Raw genomic sequence first — 22924 nt, 5'->3', positions numbered from 1 at the left:
GGTAAGCGAATGGCCAGCCGCAGTTTGCAATCTCGCTTCAGTTTGGGTCGTTTTGTCGTCTTTGCGGCGCTGGCCTTTGCCGTGTGCTTTTACGGCATACCGCTGTTGTGGTTGTTCATGGCCGGTACGCGCTCGGAAGCGTCGCTGTTTTCCGATGCCCCGTTCACGATCGGCAGTTGGGCCGCGTTCAGCCAAACATGGACTAACCTGACCAGCTATAATAATTTCCAGATCGGCACCTGGGCCGCCAATTCTGCAATCTATTCGGTGGGTGGGGTGTTGCTGTCGCTGGTGGCGTCTATCCCGGGGGGATACGCGCTGGCACTTTCGGAATTTCCCGGACGCAAGCTGATCCTGATCATGACGATGATCGCGATGATCACGCCGAGCACGGCGGTGGTACTGCCGATATTTCTCGAAATGAATCTTTTGGGGCTCAATAATACCTATGCCGGGCTGATCCTGGCGTCGGGGTTTTTCCCGTTCGGGGTCTATCTCGCCTATGTATATTTTTCAACGTCCTTGCCCAAAGGGGTGATGGATTCAGCGCGGGTCGATGGCTGCAACCGGTTTGAGTTGTTCACGCGTATCGCGCTGCCGTTGGCGCGTCCGATCGTGGCGCTGGTGGCGTTTTTCAGTTTTCTGGCGATCTGGAGCAACTATTTTTTGGCCTTCGTGCTGCTCAGCGACGACAAGGCTCTACAATTTACCGGTGGGGCTGACGGCGCTGGTGAGCGGTTCGGGGGCGCTGAGTAATCTGCCGGCCAACGATGTGCCGATAAAAAAGCCGGAGGTCATTCTGGCGGCGATCATCGTGGTGCTGCCAGTATTGCTGATTTTCATGGTGGCGCAGCGGTTTGTGCGCTCGGGAACGTTGTCGGGAGCGGAAAAAGGCTAAGCAAGCCAATCGCTCCGGACGGGAGGTTCGGCCTTGGTCGAATTTGAAAAAGTTACCCGCATTGGGCGGGTAAAATACTGGGAGGACGAAGCAATGAACAAGAATTTCAATCGACGCTCCGTATTGAAAATTGGGGCCGGGTTAATGGCCGCCACCGCGCTGACGCCAAGCCTGGCGTTCGGACAGACAGCCAATATCAACTATTGGCACACCTTTACCAGCCAGTCCGAGTTTGCCGGGCTTGAAGAGGTGATGAAGCTGTTCAAGGCAGCGCATCCGGACATTGTGGTGACTCAGGAGAATATTCCGAACCCTGATTTCATGGCCAAGATCACGGCGGCCGTGCTGGCTGATAGTCGGCCAAACGTGACCATGGTGTCGTCCGAACGGTTTGCTGATCTGTTGGCCATGGGGGCGCTGACCGACATGACCGAGCGGCTCGCCAACTGGGACAAGCGCAGCGATTTCGATGATAGCCGGTTTGATTCAATCACCAAGGACGGCAAGATCTATGGGCTGCCCGCGTTCAGTTTTGTCGATTGGATGTATTACCGCAAGGACTGGTTCGAAGAAGCCGGCATTGCGCCGCCGACAACTTACGCAGAAATGCGTGACGCGGCGATTGCCATTACCGACCCATCCAAGGGCCGGTACGGGTTTGGGCTGCGCGGTGGTCCGGGCGGTCAGAACTATATCAACAATGTGATGGAAGCCTTTGGTTCACCTGTGCAGCAGGGCGACCAGATAGGGCTGGATCGGGACAAGGCGATTGAAGGCATCGCCTGGTTCTCCGGGCTTTTGACCCAAGACAAGGTTGTACCGCCGAGTGCACCCAATGACGGGTTCCGGCAGGTGATCGAAGGGTTCCAGACCGGCCAGACCGGCATGATCTGGCATCATACCGGTTCGTTCCAGGATATTGCTTCCAAGCTGGAGCCGGGGGTTGAGTTCGGCACCTTGGCGATGCCGGCGGGACCGGCGGCGCGGGTGGCGCGCCTGGCCTATGCTTACAATTCAATCACCAAGGACGAAAACGCGGATGCGTCCTGGGAGTGGATCAAGTTCTGGGGCGAGCCGGATGCGGCCATCGCGTTCCTCGACAAGACCGGCTATTTCCCCGCATCCAACTCGGCGTCGGCAGATCCGCGCATTGCTGATAATCCGCTCTACAAGCCAGCGGCTGAAACGCTGGTTTTTGGCAGGCCGCAGCCTAGCTTCCCAGGGCTTGCCGGGTGGTTGGAAAGCGTTGTGCTGCCTGCCTTCCAGCGGGCGTTAATTGGCGAGGCTACCCCCGAGCAGGCCGTCGATGAAATGATCGATGGGTTGAACCAGGCCATCGGCTGACCGTGTGGGGCGGCCAAACGTGGCCGCCCCATAATCTGATTGAATGGCAGGAGCCGACATGACTTCCAATCCGCAATCCATTATGGCGTCGTCCAGACCGCTCTCGACCTGGGATCGGATCAATCCGGCGCGCTATATCGGCGAATTGTCGGAAACGCGGTTCTGGATGTACCTGCTGCTGTTGCCCAGCGCGCTGCTGATCATGGGCGTGGTGATCTATCCAACGCTTTATGGTTTTCAGCTGAGTTTTCGGGAGATGCGGTTGAACCGGCCCGATCTGGGCACGGACTGGGTGCTGCTCAAGCATTATCAACGGATGCTGTCGGACCAGATATTCTGGATATCGCTGCGTAATACGGCGGTGTGGGTGACGGCGGCGGTGACGATCGAGTTCAGTGTCGGGCTGATCGCGGCGCTAGCACTTAATCGTAATCTGCCCGGCACCAAGGTTTTGGCTGTCTTTATCCTGTTACCGTTTTTCCTGCCCAACGTAGTGGCGGGGCATATGTGGGCGCTGATGCTCGACCCGCGGCTTGGGGTGATCAACGACCTTTTGGTCAAGGTGGGATTGCTGGGTGGATACAAGGCCTGGTTTGCCGATCCATCAACCGCGATGGCGGCGGCGATCATTGTTGAGGCCTGGCACAGTTTTCCGTTTTTCACACTGCTGCTGCTGGCGGGGCTCAAAGGTATTCCGACCGATCTCTACAAGGCGGCGGACATTGATGGGGCGGGATCGATCTCGCAGTTACGGCTGATCACGCTGCCGATGCTCAAGACAGTGATCGCGGCTGCGGTCATCTTGCGGGTGATCGGCCTGGTCAATTCGCCGGACCTGCTGCTGATTCTGACCAGCGGGGGGCCAGGGCGGAGTACACAAGTGCTGTCGCTCTATGCCTTCCAGACTGCCTACAAAGACTTCAACTTCGGCTATGCCGGGGCGCTCTCGGTCATCATGTTCATTCTGCTGATGATGTTTGCCTGGGTCTATGTCCGTCTCTCCAAAGTCAATCAGGATTGAACCATGGCTGTTGCACGCTCACGCTCAAAACTGGTCCTCGATATCGGCAGTTATGTTGTGCTGATCTTTCTGGCATTCATCTGTATTGCGCCGATTGTCTGGACCTTCCTGACCTCAATCAAGCTGGAAGAAGATATCGTGACCCGGAACATGATCTATATTCCGACGCGGATCACCTTTGAGCACTATGTCAATTTGTGGAACCAGTCGGGTTATCCGGTGCTGGTGGTCAACAGTCTGATCACGACGTCAGTAACGGTGTTGATCTGCATGTTGACCGGCACCATTGCTGCCTATTCGTTCTCCCGCTTTCACTTTCGCGGTCGCACGCAGCTGATGCTGGCCTATCTTATTGTGCGCATGTTCCCGGCGGTCCTGATGATCGTGCCGCTGTTTATCGTCATGCGGCAAGTGGGGCTGCTTGATAGCTCCATTGGGCTGGCAATTGCCTATACCAGCTTTCTGCTGCCGCTGTTCGTGTGGATGCTCAAGGGCTTTTTCGATGCGGCGCCCAAGGAACTGGAAAGTGCGGCGCGCATTGATGGGACGACGCGATTGGGGGCGATGTTCCGAATTGTCATTCCCATTGCGCGCAATGGTCTTCTGGCAACGGCGGTGTTTGTCGGCATCGCCGCGTGGAACGAATATTTGTTCGCGCTCATGCTGACCACCAGCCAGGGATCACGCACATGGCCGGTTGGGTTGCAACTCATGGTCGGCGAATTCCAGCTGCCATGGGGCATGCTGGCCGCTGGCGGCATTATTTCCATCCTCCCCGTCATCGTGCTGTTTGCCTTTGTGCAGCGGGCGATGGTTGCCGGCATTACCGCCGGCGCAGTCAAAGGCTAGGAGCCCACTATGGCAACACTTTCCATCAAGGGTGTACGCAAGAGCTTTGGCTCGGTCGAAGTGCTCCACAATATTGATCTGGAGCTGGAGGACGGCGGCTTTCTGGTGCTGCTGGGACCATCGGGATGTGGAAAGTCGACATTGCTGTCAATCATTGCCGGACTGGAGCCATCCTCGGGCGGCGATGTGGTGATCGGGGAGCGGACGGTCAACGATATTCATCCCAAGGATCGCAACATCGCCATGGTGTTCCAATCCTACGCGCTTTATCCAACCATGTCGGTGCGACGCAATATTGGCTTCGGACTGGAAATGCGCCGGGTCGACACCAGCAGTCGCGAGGATGCGATTGGCCGGGCGGCGGATCTGTTGCAGATATCGCATCTGCTCGACCGCAAGCCGGGGCAGCTTTCGGGTGGGCAGCGCCAGCGGGTCGCCATGGGGCGGGCTATCGTGCGCAACCCAGACCTGTTCCTGTTTGATGAACCACTCTCGAACCTTGATGCCAAATTGCGCGTGGAGATGCGCACCGAAATCAAGCGGCTGCATGACCGGTTGGGGACCAGCGTTGTTTATGTGACCCACGATCAGGTCGAAGCCATGACCTTGGGCACCAAGGTTGCGGTGATGAAGGGCGGGGTAATCCAGCAACTGGCCGATCCCCAGACCATTTATGAGCAACCCGCCAATATGTTCGTGGCGGGGTTTATTGGCTCGCCAACGATGAACTTTCTCAATGGCACGCTAGAAAATCAGGACGGCAAGCTGGTGCTGCATCATGGCGAGGAGACACTTGAACTGTCGGGCGTTGCAAAGGGAGCCAGCGCCTATGTTGGCAAAAAGGTGGTGGCGGGCATTCGCCCGGAAACCTTCAGCAAGGGCGCGGGGCCCAGTGCACTGACGGGTATTGTCGATGTGGTGGAGCCGACGGGACCGGATACGATGGTGGTGCTCGACGTTGGCGGGCAGATGATTTCGGCGCGACTGGGTTCGCGCGAGCGACCGCATCCGGGCGAGCCCATGACCCTGAGTGTCGACACAACCGCGCTTAATCTGTTCGATCCCGAAACCGGCGATCGCATATAAATCCTGAAAGGCAAAGCAAATGAAAGATCTGCGCATCAAGCGCCTGACGGTGCACGAATATAAATGGCAGCAACGCGACCTCGGGGTCGACTATAACGGCTTCAATAATGTCTACCTCAAGGGTGCTAAGACTGAGCACACCGACTATGTGTTCACCATCGAAACCGAGGCAGGCATAACGGGCGAATATGTCGGTGGGGTAGGTGTTTCCTATGCGCAAGTGGCGATGGCGGCACGCTATTTGATCGGCAAGAACGCGCTGCACCGCGAAGTCATATGGAATGACCTAAAACGCGCCCTGCGCAAGCATGACCGCTTTGGCATGGGGCCGATCGATTGCGCGCTATGGGACATTGCGGGCAAGGTCTATGGCGCCTCGATTTCGGAAATGCTCGGCGGTTGGCGCACAAAATTGCCCGCCTACGCCTCGACCTATCATGGCGATGACAATGGGGGGCTGGATAGTCCTGAAGCATTTGGCGATTTTGCGCTGCAATGCAAGGAAATGGGCTATCCGGCCTACAAGATTCATGGCTGGGGACATGGCCCGATCGAGCGCGAAGTGGCGGCTGTTCTGGCGACCCGCAAGGCGGTCGGCGATGGCATGGATCTGATGATCGATCCGGGCTGCGAATATGAAAACTGGAGCGATGCACTCAAGGTCGGTAAGGCCTGCGACGAAGCCAATTATTTCTGGTACGAGGACCCCTACAAGGATGGTGGCCACTCGGCCTATGCGCACAAGAAACTGCGCCAGATCATCAAGACACCAATTCTTTTGGGCGAGCATGTGCGCGGCATTGAGTTGCGGGTTGATCAGTTGATTGCCGAGGGCACAGACTATGTGCGCGCTGATGTCGATTATGACGGTGGCATAACCGGGGTCATGAAGCTGGCTCATGTGGCAGAAGGTTTTGGGGTGGATTGCGAAATCCATGCGCCGGGCCATGCGCCCCGCCACTGCATGTCGGCCATTCGCAATACCAATTATTATGAACTCGGGCTGGTCAATCCCAAGGTCGCCGGGCCCAAGGCGCAATGCCCGATCTTTGCCGACGATTATTCTGATGATCTGGACGCGGTGGATGCCAATGGCTGTGTACCGGTACCCGAGGGCCCGGGGTTGGGGATCAACATCAATTGGGATTGGCTGAAAAAGAACGAAACCGGCAAGGCAGTGTACGAGTAAAGTCATGACCAACCCCAGCGACGAGATGCCCCGGATCCACGCCCGGCAGCGGCACGATTTGCCGAAATGGGCGCTGCTGCAGCGCCAAATATTTGCTACGCTCGACGTTGCAGCGATAGAGTTTGCCGATCGCTATACCCGTAGCGACGGCACGCTGATCTGGCGGGAAGAATGGCCGGGCATGGATGGGTCGGACGATCCCTATGAGGGGTTCATGAACATGCCGCTCTATTATGCGCTGGGGGGCAGCAAGGAAGTTTATGAGCGGTCGCGGACCATTTGGGACGGGATCACCTGGCAATGGACCGAATATGGGCAAATACATCGCGAGTTCGATGCCTATTATGACTGGATGCATCACGGCGAGAGCAATCTGTTCTTCTATTTCTTTGGATTGGCTGATCCGGCCGTGCCCAAGGACCGGCAACGGGCCCGGCGGTTTGCCGGTTTTTACAATGGCGAGGACACGGAAGCGGCCAATTATGACGTTGAAAAGCGCCTGATCCAATCGCCGATCACCGGCAGTCGCGGGCCGCGTTGGGTCCAGACGGGCGAGGACTGGTCGACGCATCGGGAAATTCTCGACAATTACCTGCCGCCATTTGAAGATTTGCCGGGGATTGATCGTTATGCCGCCAAGACACCCTGGTCGGATGACGCAACTTATGCGGCGATATTGGAGCGGATAAATAGCCGCCAATCCCGTGGCGATGTACCGCTCAGCCTGACGGCAACCTCGCTGATGACCCATGCATTCTTGTATGGCGGGGAGGAAAAGTACCGCGAGTGGGTGCTGAATTATCTGGCGGCCTGGGAGGAGCGCACGGCGCGCAATGGCGGCATCATTCCCGACAATATCGGGCTGTCGGGCGAAATTGGCGAATATAATGGTGGGAAATGGTGGGGCGGCTATTATGGCTGGCGCTGGCCGCACGGTTCGTTTTCGATCCAGGAGCCACTGTGCGTGGCGTGCTGCAATGCGGCAGCGCTGACCGGCGATATGGGCAAGTTGGATCTGGCGCGTGGGCAGATCGACATGCTCTGGTCGCTGGGCAAGGACGACAACGGGCACTGGGTGGTGCCGAACCGGCACTATGATGAGGGGTGGCGCGACTATCGGCGGGTCCATCCAATGTATGCGGTATATCTTTGGAACCTGTCGATGGACGAGGCCGATGCCGAGCGGGCGGAGCGCGGCTGGTCGGGTGAATATTTCGATAATGTCAATCCGGCCTACAATGGCTACGGCGTGACCAATGGCGGCCATATGGGGTTCAACGGCAACACGGCGCAGTGGTTCAGGTTCATGCGGGGCCGGGACGAAAGCTATCCTGAAAAGCTGCTTGAGGCCAATCTGACGACGATCGCCAGCCAGATCGAGAATTTCAGAAAGCCGGAAAATGACCCGCTAACCATGGATCATTATCGGGAATCGATGACCATCCATATGTGGCAACAATTAACGCCGATGATTGTCGAGGGGTTGGCGCAACTGACGCTGGGCGGGCCGATGCATGTCTATCATGGCGGGTTGCAGCATGCGCGGTTCCGCTATTTTGACGCAGACACCCAGCAGCCGGGGCTGCCACCGGGTGTGGCAGCGCTGGTCGATAAGCTGGGGGCGAATAGTGCCGATATTGTGTTGTGCAATACCGATATGGTCAGCGCGCGCGAGGTGATCGTGCAGGCTGGCGTATTTGGTGAGCACCAGTTTACTACGGTCGAAGCCGTTGGCGAGGATGGCGCACCTGTGCCGGTAGATGGGCGCTGGGTGCGGGTTCGGCTGGAGCCGGGTGCCAGCGTGCGCCTGCGGTTTGGCATGACGCGGTTTGCGCAGGCGCCGTCATATGACACGCCATGGGTCACCGCAGCAGGGGCAATTGCGCCCCTGCGGGGGCGGGTGCTGGATGAGGCCAGCGCCTGAACAAGTGTGCGTCAGATGGCTTTAATAACCGAAGCGAGCATATCGCGGACCTGACCGGCGACATTTTGCAGTTCGGCATTTTTTATGGCGGACATGGATGCGACCGGGTCGATGGCGCTGACCTCGATCTTATTGCCGTCGAGTTGGCGCACGATAACATTGCAGGGCAGCATGGCGCCGACGCGCGGCTCGATCTTGATGGCTTCGAGCGCCATTTTGGGGTTGCAGGCACCCAATATCAGGTAAGCGGGCATGTCAGCCTCGAGTTTGGCCTTCATGGTTTTTTGAACGTCGATTTCGGTGAGCACGCCAAAGCCCTCGGCCGCCAGTGCGTCTCGTGTACGGGTGACCGCGGTGGCGAAATCGGTGTCGATGAGTGTTGTGTTGAAGGTATACATTTGAATTCCTTGGGCGACTACAGAAAGGCGATGAAGGTTTTGGCGGCCATGTAAATGGCGACGAGAATGACAAGGCCGGCAAAGGCCATGTTCAGCACGCCCTTCCTTGTAGAAAGCATGACGGCAGTACGCGTTCCCAAAATGCCCCCAATCAGGCCGCCACCAATGAAGACACCGGCGAGTGGCCAGTCGACAAGACCGGAAAAAGCGTAGCTAAGTGCCGTGGTGAGGCCGAAAGCGGTGACGGCGACCAGTGAGGAGCCAATGGCGTTGAGCATGGGCATGCCGGTGGAGGCGACGAGGCCGGGTACAATTAAGAAGCCGCCACCGATGCCGAAAAAGCCGGAAAAGGCGCCGGTCAGGCCACCAAGGCCGAGCACTTTGGGCGCTTTTTCGCGATTGCAGGAAACCCCGGGTGTGCCGACATCACGGCGGGAGCGGAACATCAGACCGCCAACCACGACCATGAGCAGGGCAAACAGGAATAATAGTTTTTGACCGTCAATGGCCTTGCCTAACAGTGAGCCGAATAAGGCACCAAAAACACCGGCAACGGTGAACATGGCGGCGCAACGCCAGATGACATTGCCACGGCGCGCATGGGAGACCAGATTCATCGCGGCATTGGCGGCTACAGCGAAAGCGCTGGTGCCGATGGCGATATGGGGAACGGGCACGCCGACGACATAGACCATTAGCGGGACGGCAAGGATCGAGCCGCCGCCACCAAACAGGCCGAGGGTGAAGCCGACGAGGCTGCCCGACAAGACACCCAATATGTACTGGAACGGCTCAAGGAGCATGACGAGGCCTTCGGTTTGGCTATCGAGCGGCCTGATTGAGGCTGCCGGGGCGAGAGCCTGATTATGACCTCGACGCGGGATCTGGGTCGGACGTCGCGGCATTGACTATTGGTAAAACTACTTATGATTCAGTGTTATATTATAGAGTATTAATAGGCACCTTGAGGTAGGTTTTGCCGTTGTCGGCCTTTGGCGGCAGGTTCCCGGCGCGCATGTTGACCTGAAGCGAGGGGATGATCAGCTTGGGCATGGAGAGGGTCTTGTCGCGGGCTTCGCGCATTTGAACGAAGGCGTCTTCGTTGGTGCCGTGACCAACGTGGATATTGTGTTCGCGCTCGGCCTCGACGGTGGTTTCCCACTGAATGTCGCGGCCGTTGGGGCCATAGTCATGGCACATGAACAAGCGCATTTTGTCGGGCAATTGCAGGAGCCGTTGAATGGAGCGGTAGAGTGTACGCGCATCGCCGCCGGGGAAATCGGCGCGGGCGGAACCGCCGTCAGGCATGAACAGGGTGTCGCCGACAAAGGCAGCGTCGCCGATGATGTGGACCATGTCGGCGGGTGTGTGTCCGGGCGTAAACAGGGTATGGGCGGTCAGATTGCCGATTTGATAGGTGTCGGCCTCTTTGAACAGGCGATCAAATTGGGATCCGTCGCGCTGAAAATCAGTGCCCTCGTTGAAAATCTTGCCAAAAGTATCCTGGACGACGCAAATCTGGTCGCCGATGCCGAGCTTGCCGCCGAGTTCTTGCTGAATATAAGGAGCGGCGGAGAGATGATCGGCGTGGACATGGGTTTCGATGAGCCATTCCAATTGCCATTTATGGTCGCGGATATGCGCGATGATCTGATCGGCGCCTTCGAATGCCATCTTGCCAGCGGCGTAGTCAAAATCCATGACGGAATCGATCACAGCGCAGGCGTTGGAGCCGGGATCCCTGACGATGTAGCTGATCGTATTGGTGTGAGCGTCGAAAAATGGCACGACAACCGGGCTCGTGGCCATGTCAGGGACAAAAGATATCGACTGTGGCGTGGTCATTTTGCTTCCTTTCAATTGTGCGAGGGTTGCGGAACGAGTTTGACGTTTGCGGATCGCAATCTGCGCACGCGATTGACAAGCAGCATAGTCACAAGCATTGCGTCGACAAACAAGAAGGCAACGGGCTCACCAAGACCAAGGGCCGGTATCGCCCCACCGGGGCAGAAGCCAGATAGTCCCCAACCGATGCCGAAAAGCGCCGCCCCCCGACAAGGGGCAGGTCCAGATCGCGGCGCGTGGGCAGGTGAAACCTGACATCGAACAGGGGCGCCGGACGTTTGAAAACCCAACTATAGCCGACGAGTGTCACGACAAGGGCGGAGGTCATGACCAGCAACAGGCTGGGGTCCCAAGTGCCGGCAAGGTCGAAAAAATTGAGTACCTTGGCCGGGTTGCTCATGCCGGAGATAATGATGCCGGCGCCAAAAACGAGGCCGATCGCGAGTGCTGAAACCAAGGAACGCATCAAAATCCCCCCAGTACATGACGGACAATGAAAACCGTGGCGAATGTAAACGCCATGAAGATTGCCGTCGCGACCATTGAGCGGGGCGATAGGCGCGCATTGCCGCAAACGCCATGTCCGCTGGTGCACCCGCCTGCTAATGATACGCCTATTCCAACGATGACACCGCTAAAAAGTACGGCCCCGACTGGCGCGTCGCTGGCGAAGGGTAGCGGTTGGCCCATGGTGAGGGTGGCGACAAGCGGGGCAGCAATGGCGCCGAGGAGGAAGGCGAAACGCCATCCCCTGTTGCGATCCGCTGTGTCCATGGCGCCAGACAGGATACCGGTCATGCCCGCGATCCGGCCGTGCAGGACCATAAGTGCTATAGCGGCGGTGCCAATGAGCGTGCCGCCCAGCAGGGCGGAGATGGGCGAAAAGTCTGTTATCATATTGGATATTGGTCGCTTATAGGTGAGGATGCCGAAATCGGCGGTACTGTAATTCTCTTGCATTAATATATTCGAATGTTCTAATATGTCAACCATGGACGTCAAAGAACTTGAACCCAGGGCCGAAGAGGCGGCGCTATTGCTGACGGCGATGGCCAACACCAAACGGCTGTTGATCCTGTGCAACCTGCTGGATGGTGAGCGCAGCGTCAGTGAATTGTCCGGACTGGTGGCGTTGGAACAGTCGCCACTGTCGCAGCATCTGGGGAAATTACGGGCGTTAGGACTGGTCCGAACCCGTCGTGACGGTCAATCGATCCGCTATAGTCTGGCCTCGGATAATGTCACCAAGGTGCTTGAGGCGCTGTACGATATTTATTGCACGCCCTGACGGAAATTGGGCGGGGCCAAATGCGCCACCAAATTCCAAGCACGACTGACAGGTGAATGGTTTGCCGGATCTGGAGCAGAACAAAGCGAGCGCGGTCGCATTTTGCCAGTTGATGTTTAACGACTGCATGCCACGCGAGGCCATCGAGCGCTACACGGGGGCCGACTACATCCAACACAATCCGCACGTGGCCACCGGCAAGGATGGCTTTATCACTATTTCGAACATATGCAGAAAGAATGGCCGGGTAAGCGCGTCGCGGTAAAGCGTGCCATCGCGGAGGGCGACAAGGTGGTTCTGCATTGTTACCAGCACTAGCCAAACGATCATGACTTTGCAGGCATCGATATTTTCCGGTTCGACGAAAATGGCAAGATCGTTGAGCACCGGGATGTTCTGCAGGGGGTGCCGGAAAACGCGGCAAATCCAAACGGCATGTTTTAGGCGGACCTCTGGCCCAACGCGCGCTCGGGCGTTCCACCATTGGCTTTGCAAAGCGCTTGCAAAAGACTTATTGTTAGGACTATAGAATTTATAGAGCAGAGCCAACGGCCATAAGGGCTATTGTCGGGTGAATATAGAGCAGATCAAGCCATTTCGTATTTTGCGGGGCAGTCGGCAGCTGCTTTACATGCAGGTGGTGGACCATTTTCGGCAGTATTTGCGAGCCGGCGTTTGGGCGCCCAATGAGTTATTGCCCTCGCTTGATCAACTGACCCACGAACTGGGCGTCGCCCGGGTAACCATCCGTGATGCCATCAAGATACTGGCTGACGAGGGGTTGCTGATTGCGGCACGGGGCCGGGGCACGATTGTGACCGAAAAGGCCAAAGGGCATCGTCCGCTGAAACTTGAGACTGATCTGAATCGGCTAAGCGCCAGTCTAAAACACGACAAGCCCGAGCCTGACCAATATTGACGAGGGCATCGCGATGCCGGTTGTGGCGCCCACACTCGGCCTGCTGGCGCCATCGTACAATTATATCAAGCGCGTGCATGTGCGCGATGCACTGCGTTACTGCGTTATTCGGCTGTTTCTTGATAGCGATATGTTCGGCCGAGCGCCGGAACGGTTCCGGAACGAGTTGGCAATTCCCGTGCTTAATGAGGTGGCGGTGACCGACATCGTCCAGGTCAACCAGCTGGTTCGGTTTGGCAAATGCGATGAAGAGACATCGCTGATGCTGAAATATCCGGCGGGCGATCCTGTGGCCCATATCAGACGGGCACTGCGCGATCACGCCGACCGAATCCTTTATTATGCGGATGTGATCTACCGCGCCGATATTCTGGAAATCGACACGGAGGAACATTTTGACTAGATTTGCCCGCGTCGAAACCTTCGTATTCCGCTACCCGATTGCTACGCCGGTTCGCACAGCGCTTGGTGTGATGCATGATCGGCCAATGACATTGGTGGCGGTAACCGACCATGACGGGGTTACCGGTTATGGCGAAATCTGGTGCAACTACTCGGCTGTCAGCCCGGAATATCGGGCCAAAATTGTTGATCAGATATTGGCGCCACTGGTGTTGGCAACGACATTGGAAACGCCCGCCGATATTAGCGAATGTTTGCGTTCCAAGACCCATTTGATGGCCCTGCAATCGGGGGAGACAGGGCCGTTCGCCGCTTCTATCGCCGGACTTGATATCGCGCTCCACGATCTGGCAGCGCGGCAGGCCGACATGCCGCTGTGCGCGATGCTGGGGCAATATAGGGAGCATGTGCCGGTCTATATCAGCGGGATCAACCCTGACAGACCCGAAGATGTGGTTACCGCCTTCCGGCGGCAGGGATATGACACATTCAAGGTCAAGGTCGGGTTTGGCGAAGGGCTCGACATACGCAATCTGGCGGCGGTTCGGGCGCTTGACGGCGATTTCGCCCTGGCAATCGATGCCAATCAGAACTGGGATCTGCGAACTGCCATTTCGATGATGAATCAGGCTGCAGAATTTGATCTTTCCTGGGTCGAGGAGCCATTGGCGGTGGACCGCCCGCAGGCGGAATGGGCGGCGCTCGAAAGCGCCACCAGTCAAAAACTGGCCGCGGGAGAAAATTTGACCAGTTGGGCGCTGCTGGAAGCGGCTATTGAAACGGGCACATTGTCGATCATTCAGCCCGATGCCGCCAAATGGGGTGGCGTCAGCGGGTGTCTGGCGGCGGCACGCAGCGCCGAGCAGCATGGTCGCCAATATTATCCGCACTATCTGGGTGGCGGCATCGGCTTGGTGGCCTCGGCTCACATTTTGGCGGCGGCTGGCGGCGATGGACTGCTGGAAGTGGACGCCAATCCCAACCCATTGCGCAGCGCCTTTGCTGACCAATTTCTGGACGATCCGCGATTGGGCATGCGGCTGACGGATCGACCGGGCCTGGGGATCGAGCCGGACCTCGATCAGTTTTCGGGCTATGCGAGCCACTATCAGGCGATTGGGCTGCCCTGATATCGGACATCATTGGGGCGATTGACAATGGGTCATATCGACTGGGGACGATGAGGCGCGACACCGCCACGAGCGTGCTCAAAATTGATCCACGCTTTGCCCCTGAGAACGACCTTATGCCGATTGGCGGTGCACGCATAATTTTCCGCGGCTCTGCACTCATCGTGATATTTACGCAGCCGGGGTAACGGATTAGCGTCGGCGTGGCTCGACAAACGGGCGTAAAGACGCAATTCTCTGACTCATAAAAGAGGAGGAGAGTTCCGGATGAAGATCACGGATATTAAATGCGCCATTATTGCCAACAGTCCCGTGATACGCATCATCACGGATGAAGGCATTACCGGGTGGAGCCAGATCGAGACGCCAAAACCCTATCTGCAACCGATCGTGTTGCAGGCTCAAGGACTGGCTGGTGGGGCAGGACCCGGTCAATGTCGAGCGGGTGGTAAAGCGTATTCGCGTGCGCGGTGGGTTCAAGCCCTGGGGGCTGCTGTCAGTGCCATCGAAACGGCGTTGTGGGACATTGCAGGCAAGGCGGCCAATCTGCCGGTTTATCGACTGCTCGGGGGCAAGGTGCGTGATCAGGTGCGCACCTATCGCACGCTTTATCAGGGCGAAGTGGGCGTGGGGCATACACCAGACGACTATGTTCGCTGGGCGGAGTATGGCAAGGCGCTGCCCGAAGGCTTCACCATGTTCAAGCTGCCAACTTCGTTCCATTCCTCGATGGTCGCCGATGTGCCCGGTTTTCACTATGGAGCGGTGCAGACCAATGCGCCGTTTCCCTATCCCCACAAGGGGCTAATGAGCCAGGAGGGGTTTGAGCATCTGGTTGCCTGTGTCACCGCCGCCAAGGACGCATTGGGCAAGGGAATCGGGATGGCGGTTGATGCCGGGCCGGGCTATCTTGCCCATGACGCCCTGCGGTTTGCCAAGGCGCTCGAACCGCTGCATCTTTTGTGGGTCGAAGACATGATAACGGGGGACTACTCGCCCTTTGTCAATCCCGATGTGTTCCGCGAGGTCACGCGAGCCACGACGACGCCGATCCACACCGGCGAGCAAATCTATTTGCGGCAGAACTTCAAGGCATTGATCGAGTCGCACGCGGTCAATGTGGTGGGGCCCGATCCGTGTGACTGTGGTGGTCTTGCCGAGCTCAAATGGATCGCTGAATATGCGGACCTGCACGGTATTGCCATGGCCCCGCATGGAACAGCCAATGGTATTTTGGGCCTTGCCGCGCTGATCCAGGTTTGTGCGACGCTTCCTGACAATCTGATAGCGTTTGAATATCCGGCGCGGTTTGAGCCCTTCTGGTACGATATCACCGAGGGATTTGATGGGGTGCCGGTCAAAAATGGTATGATCGACGTGCCGGATCGCCCCGGCCTCGGGGTCAATCTCATTCCTAAAGAGGCTAAAAAATATCTGTCCGAAGGGGACGCCGACTTTTTTGACTAGTTGCGAGCATGTGCATTGATCTTGTGTTTTTCTGGCGGCAGTGCTGCCAGAGAGACATTTACTGTGTGGCGTCTGTCGCTAGATATGGCGGCTGTCATAGGCCCAGTGCAAAAGGGCCTGGCGTTGGCGTGGGCGGCACATTGGATTGCCCGGCTCGCAGTTTTTCCTGACCTGGGATATGTGCCGTCGCATCGCCTTCCATCGTTTGATCTGGCGGGCATCCTCGTCGGGCAGGCGGCGGCCAATGAAATATCGACAGTACCATTGAAACCAGCCGCGCGGATCATCGGGGTGAATCCATCCTCGGTTTCGCCACGTCGCCAGGGGCTGACTGGCGTCAACGCCATAATAGTTTAGCGAGCAATCGCGACCAGCGGGCGACAAAAGGGCGTTGGTGAACCAGCTTTTGGGGAATTCATTGCGGCAATCGGTAATGTATTTGCCACAGAACACGCCGAGTTCAAGCATTTGTTTCGGGGTCAGTTCGGGCTGAAAGTCGACGTCAAAATCGTGCCCAACCGGCGCCACAAGGGTATATCGATAATCGGTCTGCATTTTGTCGTTGGCGATGACGATACGGGTCATGGCAAAATGATCTCACGATAAAGTTATGGGGTGAATGGCTGTGCTAAGGACGCCGCAATTATGGATATTCTGCGCGCTGACCTATGTTGCGGGGTGGCAGGCAATACTGTAGCTAGCCTCAATAATTACCGCGTTTTAATGTTAGGCGGCGGCGAACTGGTGCATAGTTTGGTGCCACCATAGGCCAACGTGGCACATGACACAAAGTTCCGGGATTCTCGCTCTTGCTTAGACAGCTGTTAATCTGCCTAGTCATTCTCATAATCGTGGGCGCCGGATGGGTACTATATATGCCGGGCGCCAACCAGACATTGGCAGATTTTGGCATTGTTTTGCCGGGCGCGGCCAGCGCGCAAGCCGCTACCGGCGAAGCGGCCAGCGCCGCTGCCGGGTCGGCACAAGCCAGAGCGCCGGGGCGGGGAGCCGGAGGACGGGGCGGTCGGACATCGTCGGTGGTTACCAGTGCTGTGGTGATGGCAACGATCAACGACACGCTTTCGGCGATTGGTCAGGGTAACGCCATACATTCGGTGACTGTTGGCTCGCCATCTGGCGGCAAACTTGAGGAATTGTTGGTGTCGCCAGGTGATGCGGTCAAGGCCGGACAGACCATCGGTCGACTGGATGCTACCAAGGAAAAGATTGACTTTGACCTGGCGCAGCTTGCGGCAACCGACGCCGATGCCACGCTTGAGCGTAATCAAGGACTGGCGCGCTCTGACCTTGTCGCGGGATCGGCGCTGGCCACGGTTCAACTGGCCGCGGACAAAGCGCATCTGCAATTGCGCACTGCCGAGGATGCGTTGGAACGGCGCACCATTGTCAGCCCGATCGACGGCACCGTTGGACTGATTCAGGTGCGACCGGGCAATTACTTGTCAGCACAAGCCGCGGTGACCACGGTTGAGGATGCATCGAGTATTCTCATCGATTTCTGGGTGCCCGAGCGCTATGCGACATCGATATCGAAGGGGATGCCAGTGGATGTGCGTGCCGTCGCGCTTCCCGGTCTTGCCATTGAGGGCGTAGTGAGCGCGGTGGACAACAAGATCGACCAGCAAAGCCGCACGCTTCAGGTCGAGGCGCGGGTTGCCAACATTGACAACGCCCTGCGGCCCGGCATGTCGTTTTCAGTGGGCCTGAAATTTGCCGGCGAAGAATTTCCGGCGGTGAACCCGTTGGCGATCCAGTGGTCGGCGGAAGGGTCGTATGTCTGGCGGTTCGACAATGGCAAGGCCAACAAGGTGATGGCCGAGATTGTCCAGCGCAACAGCGACGGCGTGTTGGTCAAAGGTGATCTCAAGCCGGGCGACGCGGTGATCACCGAGGGCATATTGCAACTGAGTGAGGGGGCAACGGTCACCCTGCTGGACGGGCCGGGAGCGGCGGCACAAACCAATGATGGTCCACCAACAAGACCAAGGAGCCTAGGCACCAGCGTGTCGATCCAACAGCAAAACGAACGGGGGGTATGTTGGCGGCACTGTTTGTGCGCCGACCGGTGCTGGCCGTCGTAATCAATGCCCTGATTCTGGTTGCCGGACTTGCGGCGCTGCTGGGTGTCGAAATTCGCGAATTGCCAAGTGTCGAGCAACCAGTGCTTTCGATCAGCACCAGTTTTACCGGCGCCGCGGCCGAAACAGTGGATCGGGAAATTACCGCCAAAATTGAGGGTGCTGTAGCGCGGGTTCAGGGGGTCGCCTCGATCTCCTCGCGCTCCTCAAACGGCAATAGCCGCGTGACGCTGGCCTTTAATGATGGCACCAATCTCGACACCGCCACTTCAGACGTTCGCGATGCATTGAGCCGGACCGGACGCAATCTGCCGGATGGCGCCGATGATCCGGTGATTTTCAAGGCGGATGCCGATGCACAAGCCGCCATAAGGCTGGCGGTTACCTCGGACACGCTCAGCATCGCCGAAATGAGCGACCTGGTGGATAATGTGGTGGCCGAACGGCTGGCGGCGGTCGAAGGGGTCGCTGATGTCCAGATCTACGGCACCAAGGAAACCGCCTTCGAAGTTGATATCGATCAGGCCAAGCTCGCCAGCCTCGGGTTGAGTGTGGTTGATGTGCGCAACGCGTTGTCCACAATGGCGTTTGACGCGCCAGCCGGATCGATCAACGCGGCTAATCAGAATATTTTGGTTCGTGCCGTTGCCGACGTCAACACGCCTGCCGAATTTGAAAATCTGGCTATCAAGGGCAATACGCGCCTCGGCGATGTGGCCAGCGTGGTGTTTGATGCGGCGGCCAGCAATATCAGCCTGCGCTCCGACGGTCGGCAGGGTATTGGTCTGGGGATCGTGCGGCAGGCGCAATCGAACATGATCGAGATATCGCGCGGGGTGGAAGCCGCTGTTGCCACGCTCAACGAGATTTTGCCCGAGGGTGTCAATGTAAAAATATCCAGTGACGAGTCGGTATTTATTGATGGCGCCCTGCATGAGGTCGAGGTTGCGTTGGGCGTTGCCCTTCTGGTTGTTGCGGGCATCATCTATTTGTTCCTGTTGGATTGGCGGGCCACGCTGATTCCGGCTCTTTCAATGCCGATCGCGCTGTTGGGGGCGGTGGCCGGGATCTATCTGGCAGGATTTTCGCTTAATATATTGACGCTGTTGGCGCTGGTGCTGGCCACGGGACTGGTGGTGGACGATGCCATCGTGGTGCTGGAAAATATTGTGCGACGGCGCAGCCTGGGGGCGGGTAATCGCGCCGCTGCGGTGTTGGGCACACAGGAAGTGTTTTTTGCCGTCATCGCCACCACGCTGACATTGGTGGCGGTGTTCGTCCCCTTGTCGTTTTTGTCCGGACAAACCGGTCGGTTGTTCCGTGAATTCGGCTTTACCCTGGCGATGGCGGTTCTGGTGTCGTCGGTGGTCGCCCTGACGCTTGGCCCGATGCTGGCATCGCGACTATTAAAACCAAGCGATGACACCAAACATCATGGTGGTCCACTGGGTCACATTGGGCGGGCGCTCGGCAAACTCTATCGTGCAACGCTGCACCAGGCGCTGAACAATCCGCTGGTGGTGCTGCTGGTCGCCTTATTGTTCGCAGGCGCGTCCTATCTGGTCTTTACCCAGTTGCGCCAGGAAATAACCCCGCGCGAAGACCGCGCGCAAATCAATGTGCGCGTGTCAGCGCCCAGTACGGTCAGCCTCGATTTCGTCCGCTCGCAAATGCAACGGCTTGAAGATTTACTGCAGCCGTTTGTCAAAAGTGGCGAGGTCGAAAGCATTTTTGTGATCTCCGGGTTCGGCAATGGCGGGTTTCTTGGCCTGCGTCTGGCGCCATGGGATGAACGTCGTCGCAGCCAGGCCGATATTGTCGCAGACGTGAACAAGTTACTGCCGTTGGTGCCTGGTGTGCGTGCGTCGCTGTTTCAGGGCAACAGCCTGGGCATTCGCGGCGGTGGTAGCGGGCTGCAATTTGCGGTAGTGGGGGATAATTATTCACGGCTTGCCGAAACGGCCCATGAAATAGCGGCCAAACTGGAGCAGAATCCCGCGTTCGGTAATCTGGACGTCAACTATGATACGACGCAGCCACAATTGACGCTTACCATTGACAGGGCTCGCGCAGCGGCGCTGGGCATTGATATCAATGGTCTGGCCACAACGATGCAGGCCATGATCGATGGCGCCGATATCGGCAATGTGTTCATCAACGACACCAGTTACACGGTTCGCATGGTCTCGACCAAGAACCCGGTCAATGATCCACACGATCTGGAAAGCCTGTTTATCAAGACGGGAGACGGGCGCTATGTGCCAATGTCGACCATCGCCAGCATTGTCGAGGCCCCTATTGCCCCAACATTGGGACGCGAAGAGCAGCGTCGAGCCGTTACCGTTACCGCCAGTCTTGACGGGTTGGCGCTGGGTGACGCCTACCAGCAGGCGCTGGAAATTGCCCGTCCACTATTGCCCGAGGGCATGGCGATCATTCCATTGGCCGAAGCCAAAACCATTGGCGAGGCCAATAATGGTTTGCTGATCACTTTCGGGTTTGCCATCATCATTATTCTGCTGGTGCTGGCAGCCCAGTTTGAAAGCCTGTGGAGCGCCATTATCGTCATGGTCACCGTGCCGTTTGGGGTTGCTGCCGCAATATATGCGCTGTTCCTAACCGGTGGTTCGCTCAACATATATAGTCAGATCGGTCTGGTGCTGGTGGTCGGCATCATGGCCAAGAATGGCATTCTGATCGTCGAATTTGCCAACCAATTGCGTGATCGCGGCATGGCGGTGCGCGAGGCCGTTGAAGAAGCAGCCAATATTCGATTGCGGCCGGTGATGATGACAATGATTGCCACGATCCTGGGCGGTGTACCATTGGTTCTGGCCAGCGGGGCGGGCGCGGAGGCGCGTCAGGCTTTGGGTTGGGTAATCGTTGGCGGATTGAGCATTGCCGCGATCTCAACACTCTATTTGACGCCGGTTGCCTATCTGCTCCTTGCCCGTTTCGCCAAGCCACGGATCGAGGAAGAAAATCGTCTGCGCACAGAATTGGATGCGGTTAATGAAGCCGCCGTTGGTGCGGCCGAGTAAGGTTGGGCACTATTCGAAGTGCCGGGCTCGCTTGATGCACAACAAATTGCAGCCGTTCGACTAGCCCAAATTGCGGAAGTGCTCCGGATTTTATAGCGTATGGTCGTGCAAGCGGCTGTGCCCGTCGCGTTGTCACCCGAAAGTCGATGAAATGAAAATTACTGCTCTCAAAACCTTTCTGGTCGCGCCGCGCTGGCTGTTCCTCAAGATCGAAACCGACGAAGGGTTGTCGGGGTGGGGTGAGCCGGTGCTTGAAGGCCACGCCGAGACCCTAGCAGCCAAGATTGCCGAGTTGACGGATTTTCTGGTCGGCGCCAATCCACTCAATATTGAAGATATCTGGCAGATGCTCTACCGCAATGGCTGCTATCGCGGCGGACCGGTTTTGATGAGTGCGCTGTCGGGGATCGACATGGCACTTTGGGATATCAAGGGGCGCTATCACGATGCCCCCGTTCACGCGCTATTGGGAGGACCGGTGCGAGACAAGGTTCGCAGCTATTGCTGGATTGGCGGCGACCGGCCCGACAATCTGATAGCGGGGGCGCAAGAGCTGCTGGCGCGCGGGTTTGATGCCTGCAAGATGAATATTTGTGAAGAGCCTGCAAATCGTCGACACCTACGCCACGGTCGATATGATCGTGGCGCGCCTGTCGGCCCTACGTGACGCTGTTGGCGCGAAAATGGACCTGGCGTTCGATTTTCATGGCCGCGTGCATGCGCCAATGGCCAAGATATTGCTCAAGGAGCTCGAGCCGCTGCGCCCGATCTTTGTCGAGGATGCGGTAGTGTCGGCGCAGGTTGACGCGATGGCCGATCTGGCGCGCACCACAAGCATTCCGTTGTGCATCGGCGAACGGCTGCATTCGCGCTATGATTTCAAACAGGTATTCGAAAAGCGCGCCGCAAGCGTTATCAACCCCGATACCGCCCATGTTGGTGGCATTTCGGAAATGGTTCGTATCGGGCACTGGGCTGAAGCCTACGATATTGCGCTGGCGCCGCATTGCCCACTCGGCCCGATCGCGTTGGCGGCAAGCCTGCAGGTTGATGCGGTGTGCCACAATGCGTTCATTCAGGAGCAAAGCCTGGGCATTCACTACAATCAGGGCGGCGACCTGACCGACTATGTGGCGGCGGATGCCGGGTTCGAACTCAAGGATGGGTTCCTGTCGATCCCCAAGGGTCCCGGGCTTGGGATCACGGTCAATGAGGAATTCGTTATCGAACAGGCCAAGACTGGCCATCGCTGGCGCGCGCCGGTGTGGCGCCATTCTGACGGCTCCATCGCTGAGTGGTAGAACTTAGTAGCGGGGACGACGGGTAGCCGTGATCCGTCTATTGGCAGAATTTGTTGTTGCAAACATACCAACCAGTTGGTATGTTATATCTCAGGAGGAGAAATTGCCCAAACTCGACACCAAACCGGACGCCAAGGCAAAACTGCTCGATGCCGCGCTGTCGGTCATTCGAACCAAAGGCTATTCATCCACCAGCGTTGATGATTTGTGCCGTGAAGCAGGCGTCACCAAAGGAGCATTTTTTCACCACTTCAAGAGCAAGAACGATCTTGGTGTTGCGGCAGCCGATTATTGGTCGCTGTTCACCGGTACCCTGTTCACCAATGCGCCTTATCATGATCACGCTGACCCGTTGGATCGGGTGCTGGGCTATCTTGAGTTTCGCAAAGCGCTGCTGCGGGGCGGGGTGCCTGATTTTACCTGCCTTGTCGGCACCATGGTTCAGGAAACCTACGAGACCGCACCCAATATTCGCGACGCTTGCGACCGCAGCATCAGCGAACATGCCGCCAAAATTGAAGCCGATATTGACGCGGCGATGCAGGCGCGAGCGATGGCGGTTGATTGGACCGCGGAGTCTCTCGCGCTCCACACTCAGGCGGTGCTTCAGGGCGCTTTCATTCTTGCCAAGGCGAAAGGTGGCGCCGCTATCGCCGCCGACAGCATTGATCATCTCATTCGCTACGTAAAACTGCTTTTTGACGTCCAAACAACATGACTAAT

22 protein-coding genes and 2 pseudogenes are annotated in these 22924 nt (G+C 57.5%); 18 read left to right on the top strand and 6 right to left on the bottom strand.

Annotated elements, in window-relative coordinates; all coding sequences use genetic code 11:
• Positions 1–9 precede the first annotated feature (9 nt).
• From PSQ19_RS07755 to PSQ19_RS07720, 8 genes are read left to right on the top strand one after another with little or no spacing between them, the layout of a single operon-like run.
• On the top strand, positions 10–756 hold the full coding sequence (locus PSQ19_RS07755) for a carbohydrate ABC transporter permease (protein WP_282220300.1): 747 nt from the start codon (positions 10–12) through the stop codon (positions 754–756).
• Positions 731–898 carry a hypothetical protein gene (locus tag PSQ19_RS07750; RefSeq protein ID WP_282220299.1) on the top strand — a complete coding sequence of 56 codons (168 nt, stop codon included), beginning with the start codon at positions 731–733 and terminating at the stop codon, positions 896–898. Before PSQ19_RS07755 ends, PSQ19_RS07750 begins: the two co-directional genes overlap by 26 nt.
• A 33-nt stretch (positions 899–931) precedes the next feature.
• Positions 932–2242 (top strand): ABC transporter substrate-binding protein, encoded by a 1311-nt coding sequence (locus PSQ19_RS07745; RefSeq protein ID WP_282220298.1) that lies wholly within the window; start codon positions 932–934, stop codon positions 2240–2242.
• Positions 2243–2300: 58 nt separating this feature from the next.
• On the top strand, positions 2301–3263 hold the full coding sequence (locus tag PSQ19_RS07740) for a carbohydrate ABC transporter permease (RefSeq protein WP_282220297.1): 963 nt from the start codon (positions 2301–2303) through the stop codon (positions 3261–3263).
• Between the two features lie 3 nt (positions 3264–3266).
• On the top strand, positions 3267–4112 hold the full coding sequence (locus PSQ19_RS07735) for a carbohydrate ABC transporter permease (RefSeq protein WP_282220296.1): 846 nt from the start codon (positions 3267–3269) through the stop codon (positions 4110–4112).
• A 9-nt stretch (positions 4113–4121) separates the two neighbouring features.
• Positions 4122–5198, top strand: a complete 1077-nt coding sequence (locus PSQ19_RS07730) for an ABC transporter ATP-binding protein (RefSeq protein ID WP_282220295.1) — start codon at positions 4122–4124, stop codon at positions 5196–5198.
• Positions 5199–5217: 19 nt separating this feature from the next.
• On the top strand, positions 5218–6387 hold the full coding sequence (locus PSQ19_RS07725; protein ID WP_282220294.1) for an enolase C-terminal domain-like protein: 1170 nt from the start codon (positions 5218–5220) through the stop codon (positions 6385–6387).
• Positions 6388–6391: 4 nt separating this feature from the next.
• A complete protein-coding gene (locus PSQ19_RS07720; protein ID WP_282220293.1) occupies positions 6392–8311 on the top strand; it encodes a hypothetical protein in 1920 nt (639 codons plus the stop codon).
• Between the two features lie 11 nt (positions 8312–8322).
• On the opposite strand, the gene PSQ19_RS07715 is transcribed toward PSQ19_RS07720, so the two are convergent.
• The 5 genes and pseudogenes from PSQ19_RS07715 to PSQ19_RS07695 form a co-directional block, all read right to left on the bottom strand.
• The gene (locus PSQ19_RS07715) at positions 8323–8709 is read right to left on the bottom strand and encodes a DUF302 domain-containing protein (RefSeq protein ID WP_282220292.1); all 387 of its coding nucleotides are present in this window, start codon (positions 8707–8709) and stop codon (positions 8323–8325) included.
• A gap of 17 nt (positions 8710–8726) precedes the next feature.
• Positions 8727–9512: a sulfite exporter TauE/SafE family protein gene (locus PSQ19_RS07710; RefSeq protein WP_282220642.1), complete on the bottom strand. Its 786-nt coding sequence runs from the start codon at positions 9510–9512 to the stop codon at positions 8727–8729.
• A 139-nt stretch (positions 9513–9651) separates the two neighbouring features.
• Positions 9652–10554, bottom strand: a complete 903-nt coding sequence (locus PSQ19_RS07705) for an MBL fold metallo-hydrolase (protein ID WP_282220291.1) — start codon at positions 10552–10554, stop codon at positions 9652–9654.
• A gap of 11 nt (positions 10555–10565) precedes the next feature.
• Positions 10566–11020 (bottom strand): annotated as a pseudogene (locus PSQ19_RS07700) (DUF6691 family protein).
• Positions 11020–11514, bottom strand: a complete 495-nt coding sequence (locus PSQ19_RS07695; protein WP_328517745.1) for a YeeE/YedE family protein — start codon at positions 11512–11514, stop codon at positions 11020–11022. Before PSQ19_RS07695 ends, PSQ19_RS07700 begins: the two are co-directional and overlap by 1 nt.
• A 22-nt stretch (positions 11515–11536) precedes the next feature.
• Here PSQ19_RS07695 and PSQ19_RS07690 point away from each other — a divergent pair, with 22 nt between their 5' ends.
• The 6 genes from PSQ19_RS07690 to PSQ19_RS07665 all read left to right on the top strand — a co-directional run bounded on the left by PSQ19_RS07690 (position 11537) and on the right by PSQ19_RS07665 (position 15760).
• A complete protein-coding gene (locus tag PSQ19_RS07690; protein ID WP_282220290.1) occupies positions 11537–11842 on the top strand; it encodes an ArsR/SmtB family transcription factor in 306 nt (101 codons plus the stop codon).
• 61 nt (positions 11843–11903) lie between these two features.
• Complete coding sequence (locus tag PSQ19_RS07685) at positions 11904–12107, top strand: nuclear transport factor 2 family protein (RefSeq protein ID WP_282220289.1); 204 nt, start codon at positions 11904–11906, stop codon at positions 12105–12107.
• 306 nt (positions 12108–12413) lie between these two features.
• Positions 12414–12761 carry a GntR family transcriptional regulator gene (locus PSQ19_RS07680; RefSeq protein ID WP_282220288.1) on the top strand — a complete coding sequence of 116 codons (348 nt, stop codon included), beginning with the start codon at positions 12414–12416 and terminating at the stop codon, positions 12759–12761.
• Positions 12762–12774: 13 nt separating this feature from the next.
• Entirely contained in the window at positions 12775–13164 is a 390-nt protein-coding gene (locus PSQ19_RS07675) for a UTRA domain-containing protein (protein WP_282220287.1), read from the top strand.
• A complete protein-coding gene (locus PSQ19_RS07670) occupies positions 13157–14293 on the top strand; it encodes a mandelate racemase/muconate lactonizing enzyme family protein (RefSeq protein ID WP_282220286.1) in 1137 nt (378 codons plus the stop codon). Before PSQ19_RS07675 ends, PSQ19_RS07670 begins: the two co-directional genes overlap by 8 nt.
• Positions 14294–14560: 267 nt before the next feature.
• Positions 14561–15760, top strand: a complete 1200-nt coding sequence (locus PSQ19_RS07665) for a mandelate racemase/muconate lactonizing enzyme family protein (protein WP_282220285.1) — start codon at positions 14561–14563, stop codon at positions 15758–15760.
• Between the two features lie 78 nt (positions 15761–15838).
• Here the strand turns inward: PSQ19_RS07665 and PSQ19_RS07660 are convergent, their stop codons facing one another.
• Positions 15839–16345 (bottom strand): hypothetical protein, encoded by a 507-nt coding sequence (locus tag PSQ19_RS07660; protein WP_282220284.1) that lies wholly within the window; start codon positions 16343–16345, stop codon positions 15839–15841.
• A gap of 290 nt (positions 16346–16635) precedes the next feature.
• Between PSQ19_RS07660 and PSQ19_RS07655 the strand changes: the two genes are divergently transcribed.
• From PSQ19_RS07655 to PSQ19_RS07640, 4 genes and pseudogenes are all read left to right on the top strand, one after another.
• The gene (locus PSQ19_RS07655) at positions 16636–17862 is read left to right on the top strand and encodes an efflux RND transporter periplasmic adaptor subunit (protein ID WP_282220283.1); all 1227 of its coding nucleotides are present in this window, start codon (positions 16636–16638) and stop codon (positions 17860–17862) included.
• Positions 17817–20900, top strand: a complete 3084-nt coding sequence (locus PSQ19_RS07650) for an efflux RND transporter permease subunit (protein ID WP_282220282.1) — start codon at positions 17817–17819, stop codon at positions 20898–20900. The genes PSQ19_RS07655 and PSQ19_RS07650 overlap by 46 nt, the downstream gene beginning before the upstream one ends.
• Positions 20901–21051: 151 nt before the next feature.
• Positions 21052–22201, top strand: a pseudogene (gene dgoD, locus PSQ19_RS07645) (galactonate dehydratase).
• 103 nt (positions 22202–22304) lie between these two features.
• On the top strand, positions 22305–22919 hold the full coding sequence (locus PSQ19_RS07640; protein WP_282220281.1) for a TetR/AcrR family transcriptional regulator: 615 nt from the start codon (positions 22305–22307) through the stop codon (positions 22917–22919).
• The last annotated feature ends 5 nt before the right edge of the window (positions 22920–22924 follow it).

This window comes from Devosia algicola, assembly GCF_028816455.1.
GTDB lineage: Bacteria > Pseudomonadota > Alphaproteobacteria > Rhizobiales > Devosiaceae > Devosia > Devosia algicola.
Note: the sequence above shows the minus strand (reverse complement) of the source record. Positions and strands in the feature narration are given on the sequence as shown.

Excerpts from the sequence above, each read along its gene's own strand:
- PSQ19_RS07755 (WP_282220300.1), top strand. The coding sequence starts at position 10 with ATGGCCAGCCGCAGTTTGCAATCTCGCTTCAGTTTGGGTCGTTTTGTC.
- PSQ19_RS07740 (WP_282220297.1), top strand. The coding sequence starts at position 2,301 with ATGACTTCCAATCCGCAATCCATTATGGCGTCGTCCAGACCGCTCTCG.
- PSQ19_RS07735 (WP_282220296.1), top strand. The coding sequence starts at position 3,267 with ATGGCTGTTGCACGCTCACGCTCAAAACTGGTCCTCGATATCGGCAGT.
- PSQ19_RS07730 (WP_282220295.1), top strand. The coding sequence starts at position 4,122 with ATGGCAACACTTTCCATCAAGGGTGTACGCAAGAGCTTTGGCTCGGTC.
- PSQ19_RS07725 (WP_282220294.1), top strand. The coding sequence starts at position 5,218 with ATGAAAGATCTGCGCATCAAGCGCCTGACGGTGCACGAATATAAATGG.
- PSQ19_RS07720 (WP_282220293.1), top strand. The coding sequence starts at position 6,392 with ATGACCAACCCCAGCGACGAGATGCCCCGGATCCACGCCCGGCAGCGG.
- PSQ19_RS07715 (WP_282220292.1), bottom strand. The coding sequence starts at position 8,709 with ATGTATACCTTCAACACAACACTCATCGACACCGATTTCGCCACCGCG.
- PSQ19_RS07710 (WP_282220642.1), bottom strand. The coding sequence starts at position 9,512 with ATGCTCCTTGAGCCGTTCCAGTACATATTGGGTGTCTTGTCGGGCAGC.
- PSQ19_RS07705 (WP_282220291.1), bottom strand. The coding sequence starts at position 10,554 with ATGACCACGCCACAGTCGATATCTTTTGTCCCTGACATGGCCACGAGC.
- PSQ19_RS07695 (WP_328517745.1), bottom strand. The coding sequence starts at position 11,514 with ATGCAAGAGAATTACAGTACCGCCGATTTCGGCATCCTCACCTATAAG.
- PSQ19_RS07690 (WP_282220290.1), top strand. The coding sequence starts at position 11,537 with ATGTCAACCATGGACGTCAAAGAACTTGAACCCAGGGCCGAAGAGGCG.
- PSQ19_RS07675 (WP_282220287.1), top strand. The coding sequence starts at position 12,775 with ATGCCGGTTGTGGCGCCCACACTCGGCCTGCTGGCGCCATCGTACAAT.
- PSQ19_RS07665 (WP_282220285.1), top strand. The coding sequence starts at position 14,561 with ATGAAGATCACGGATATTAAATGCGCCATTATTGCCAACAGTCCCGTG.
- PSQ19_RS07660 (WP_282220284.1), bottom strand. The coding sequence starts at position 16,345 with ATGACCCGTATCGTCATCGCCAACGACAAAATGCAGACCGATTATCGA.
- PSQ19_RS07655 (WP_282220283.1), top strand. The coding sequence starts at position 16,636 with ATGCCGGGCGCCAACCAGACATTGGCAGATTTTGGCATTGTTTTGCCG.
- PSQ19_RS07650 (WP_282220282.1), top strand. The coding sequence starts at position 17,817 with ATGTTGGCGGCACTGTTTGTGCGCCGACCGGTGCTGGCCGTCGTAATC.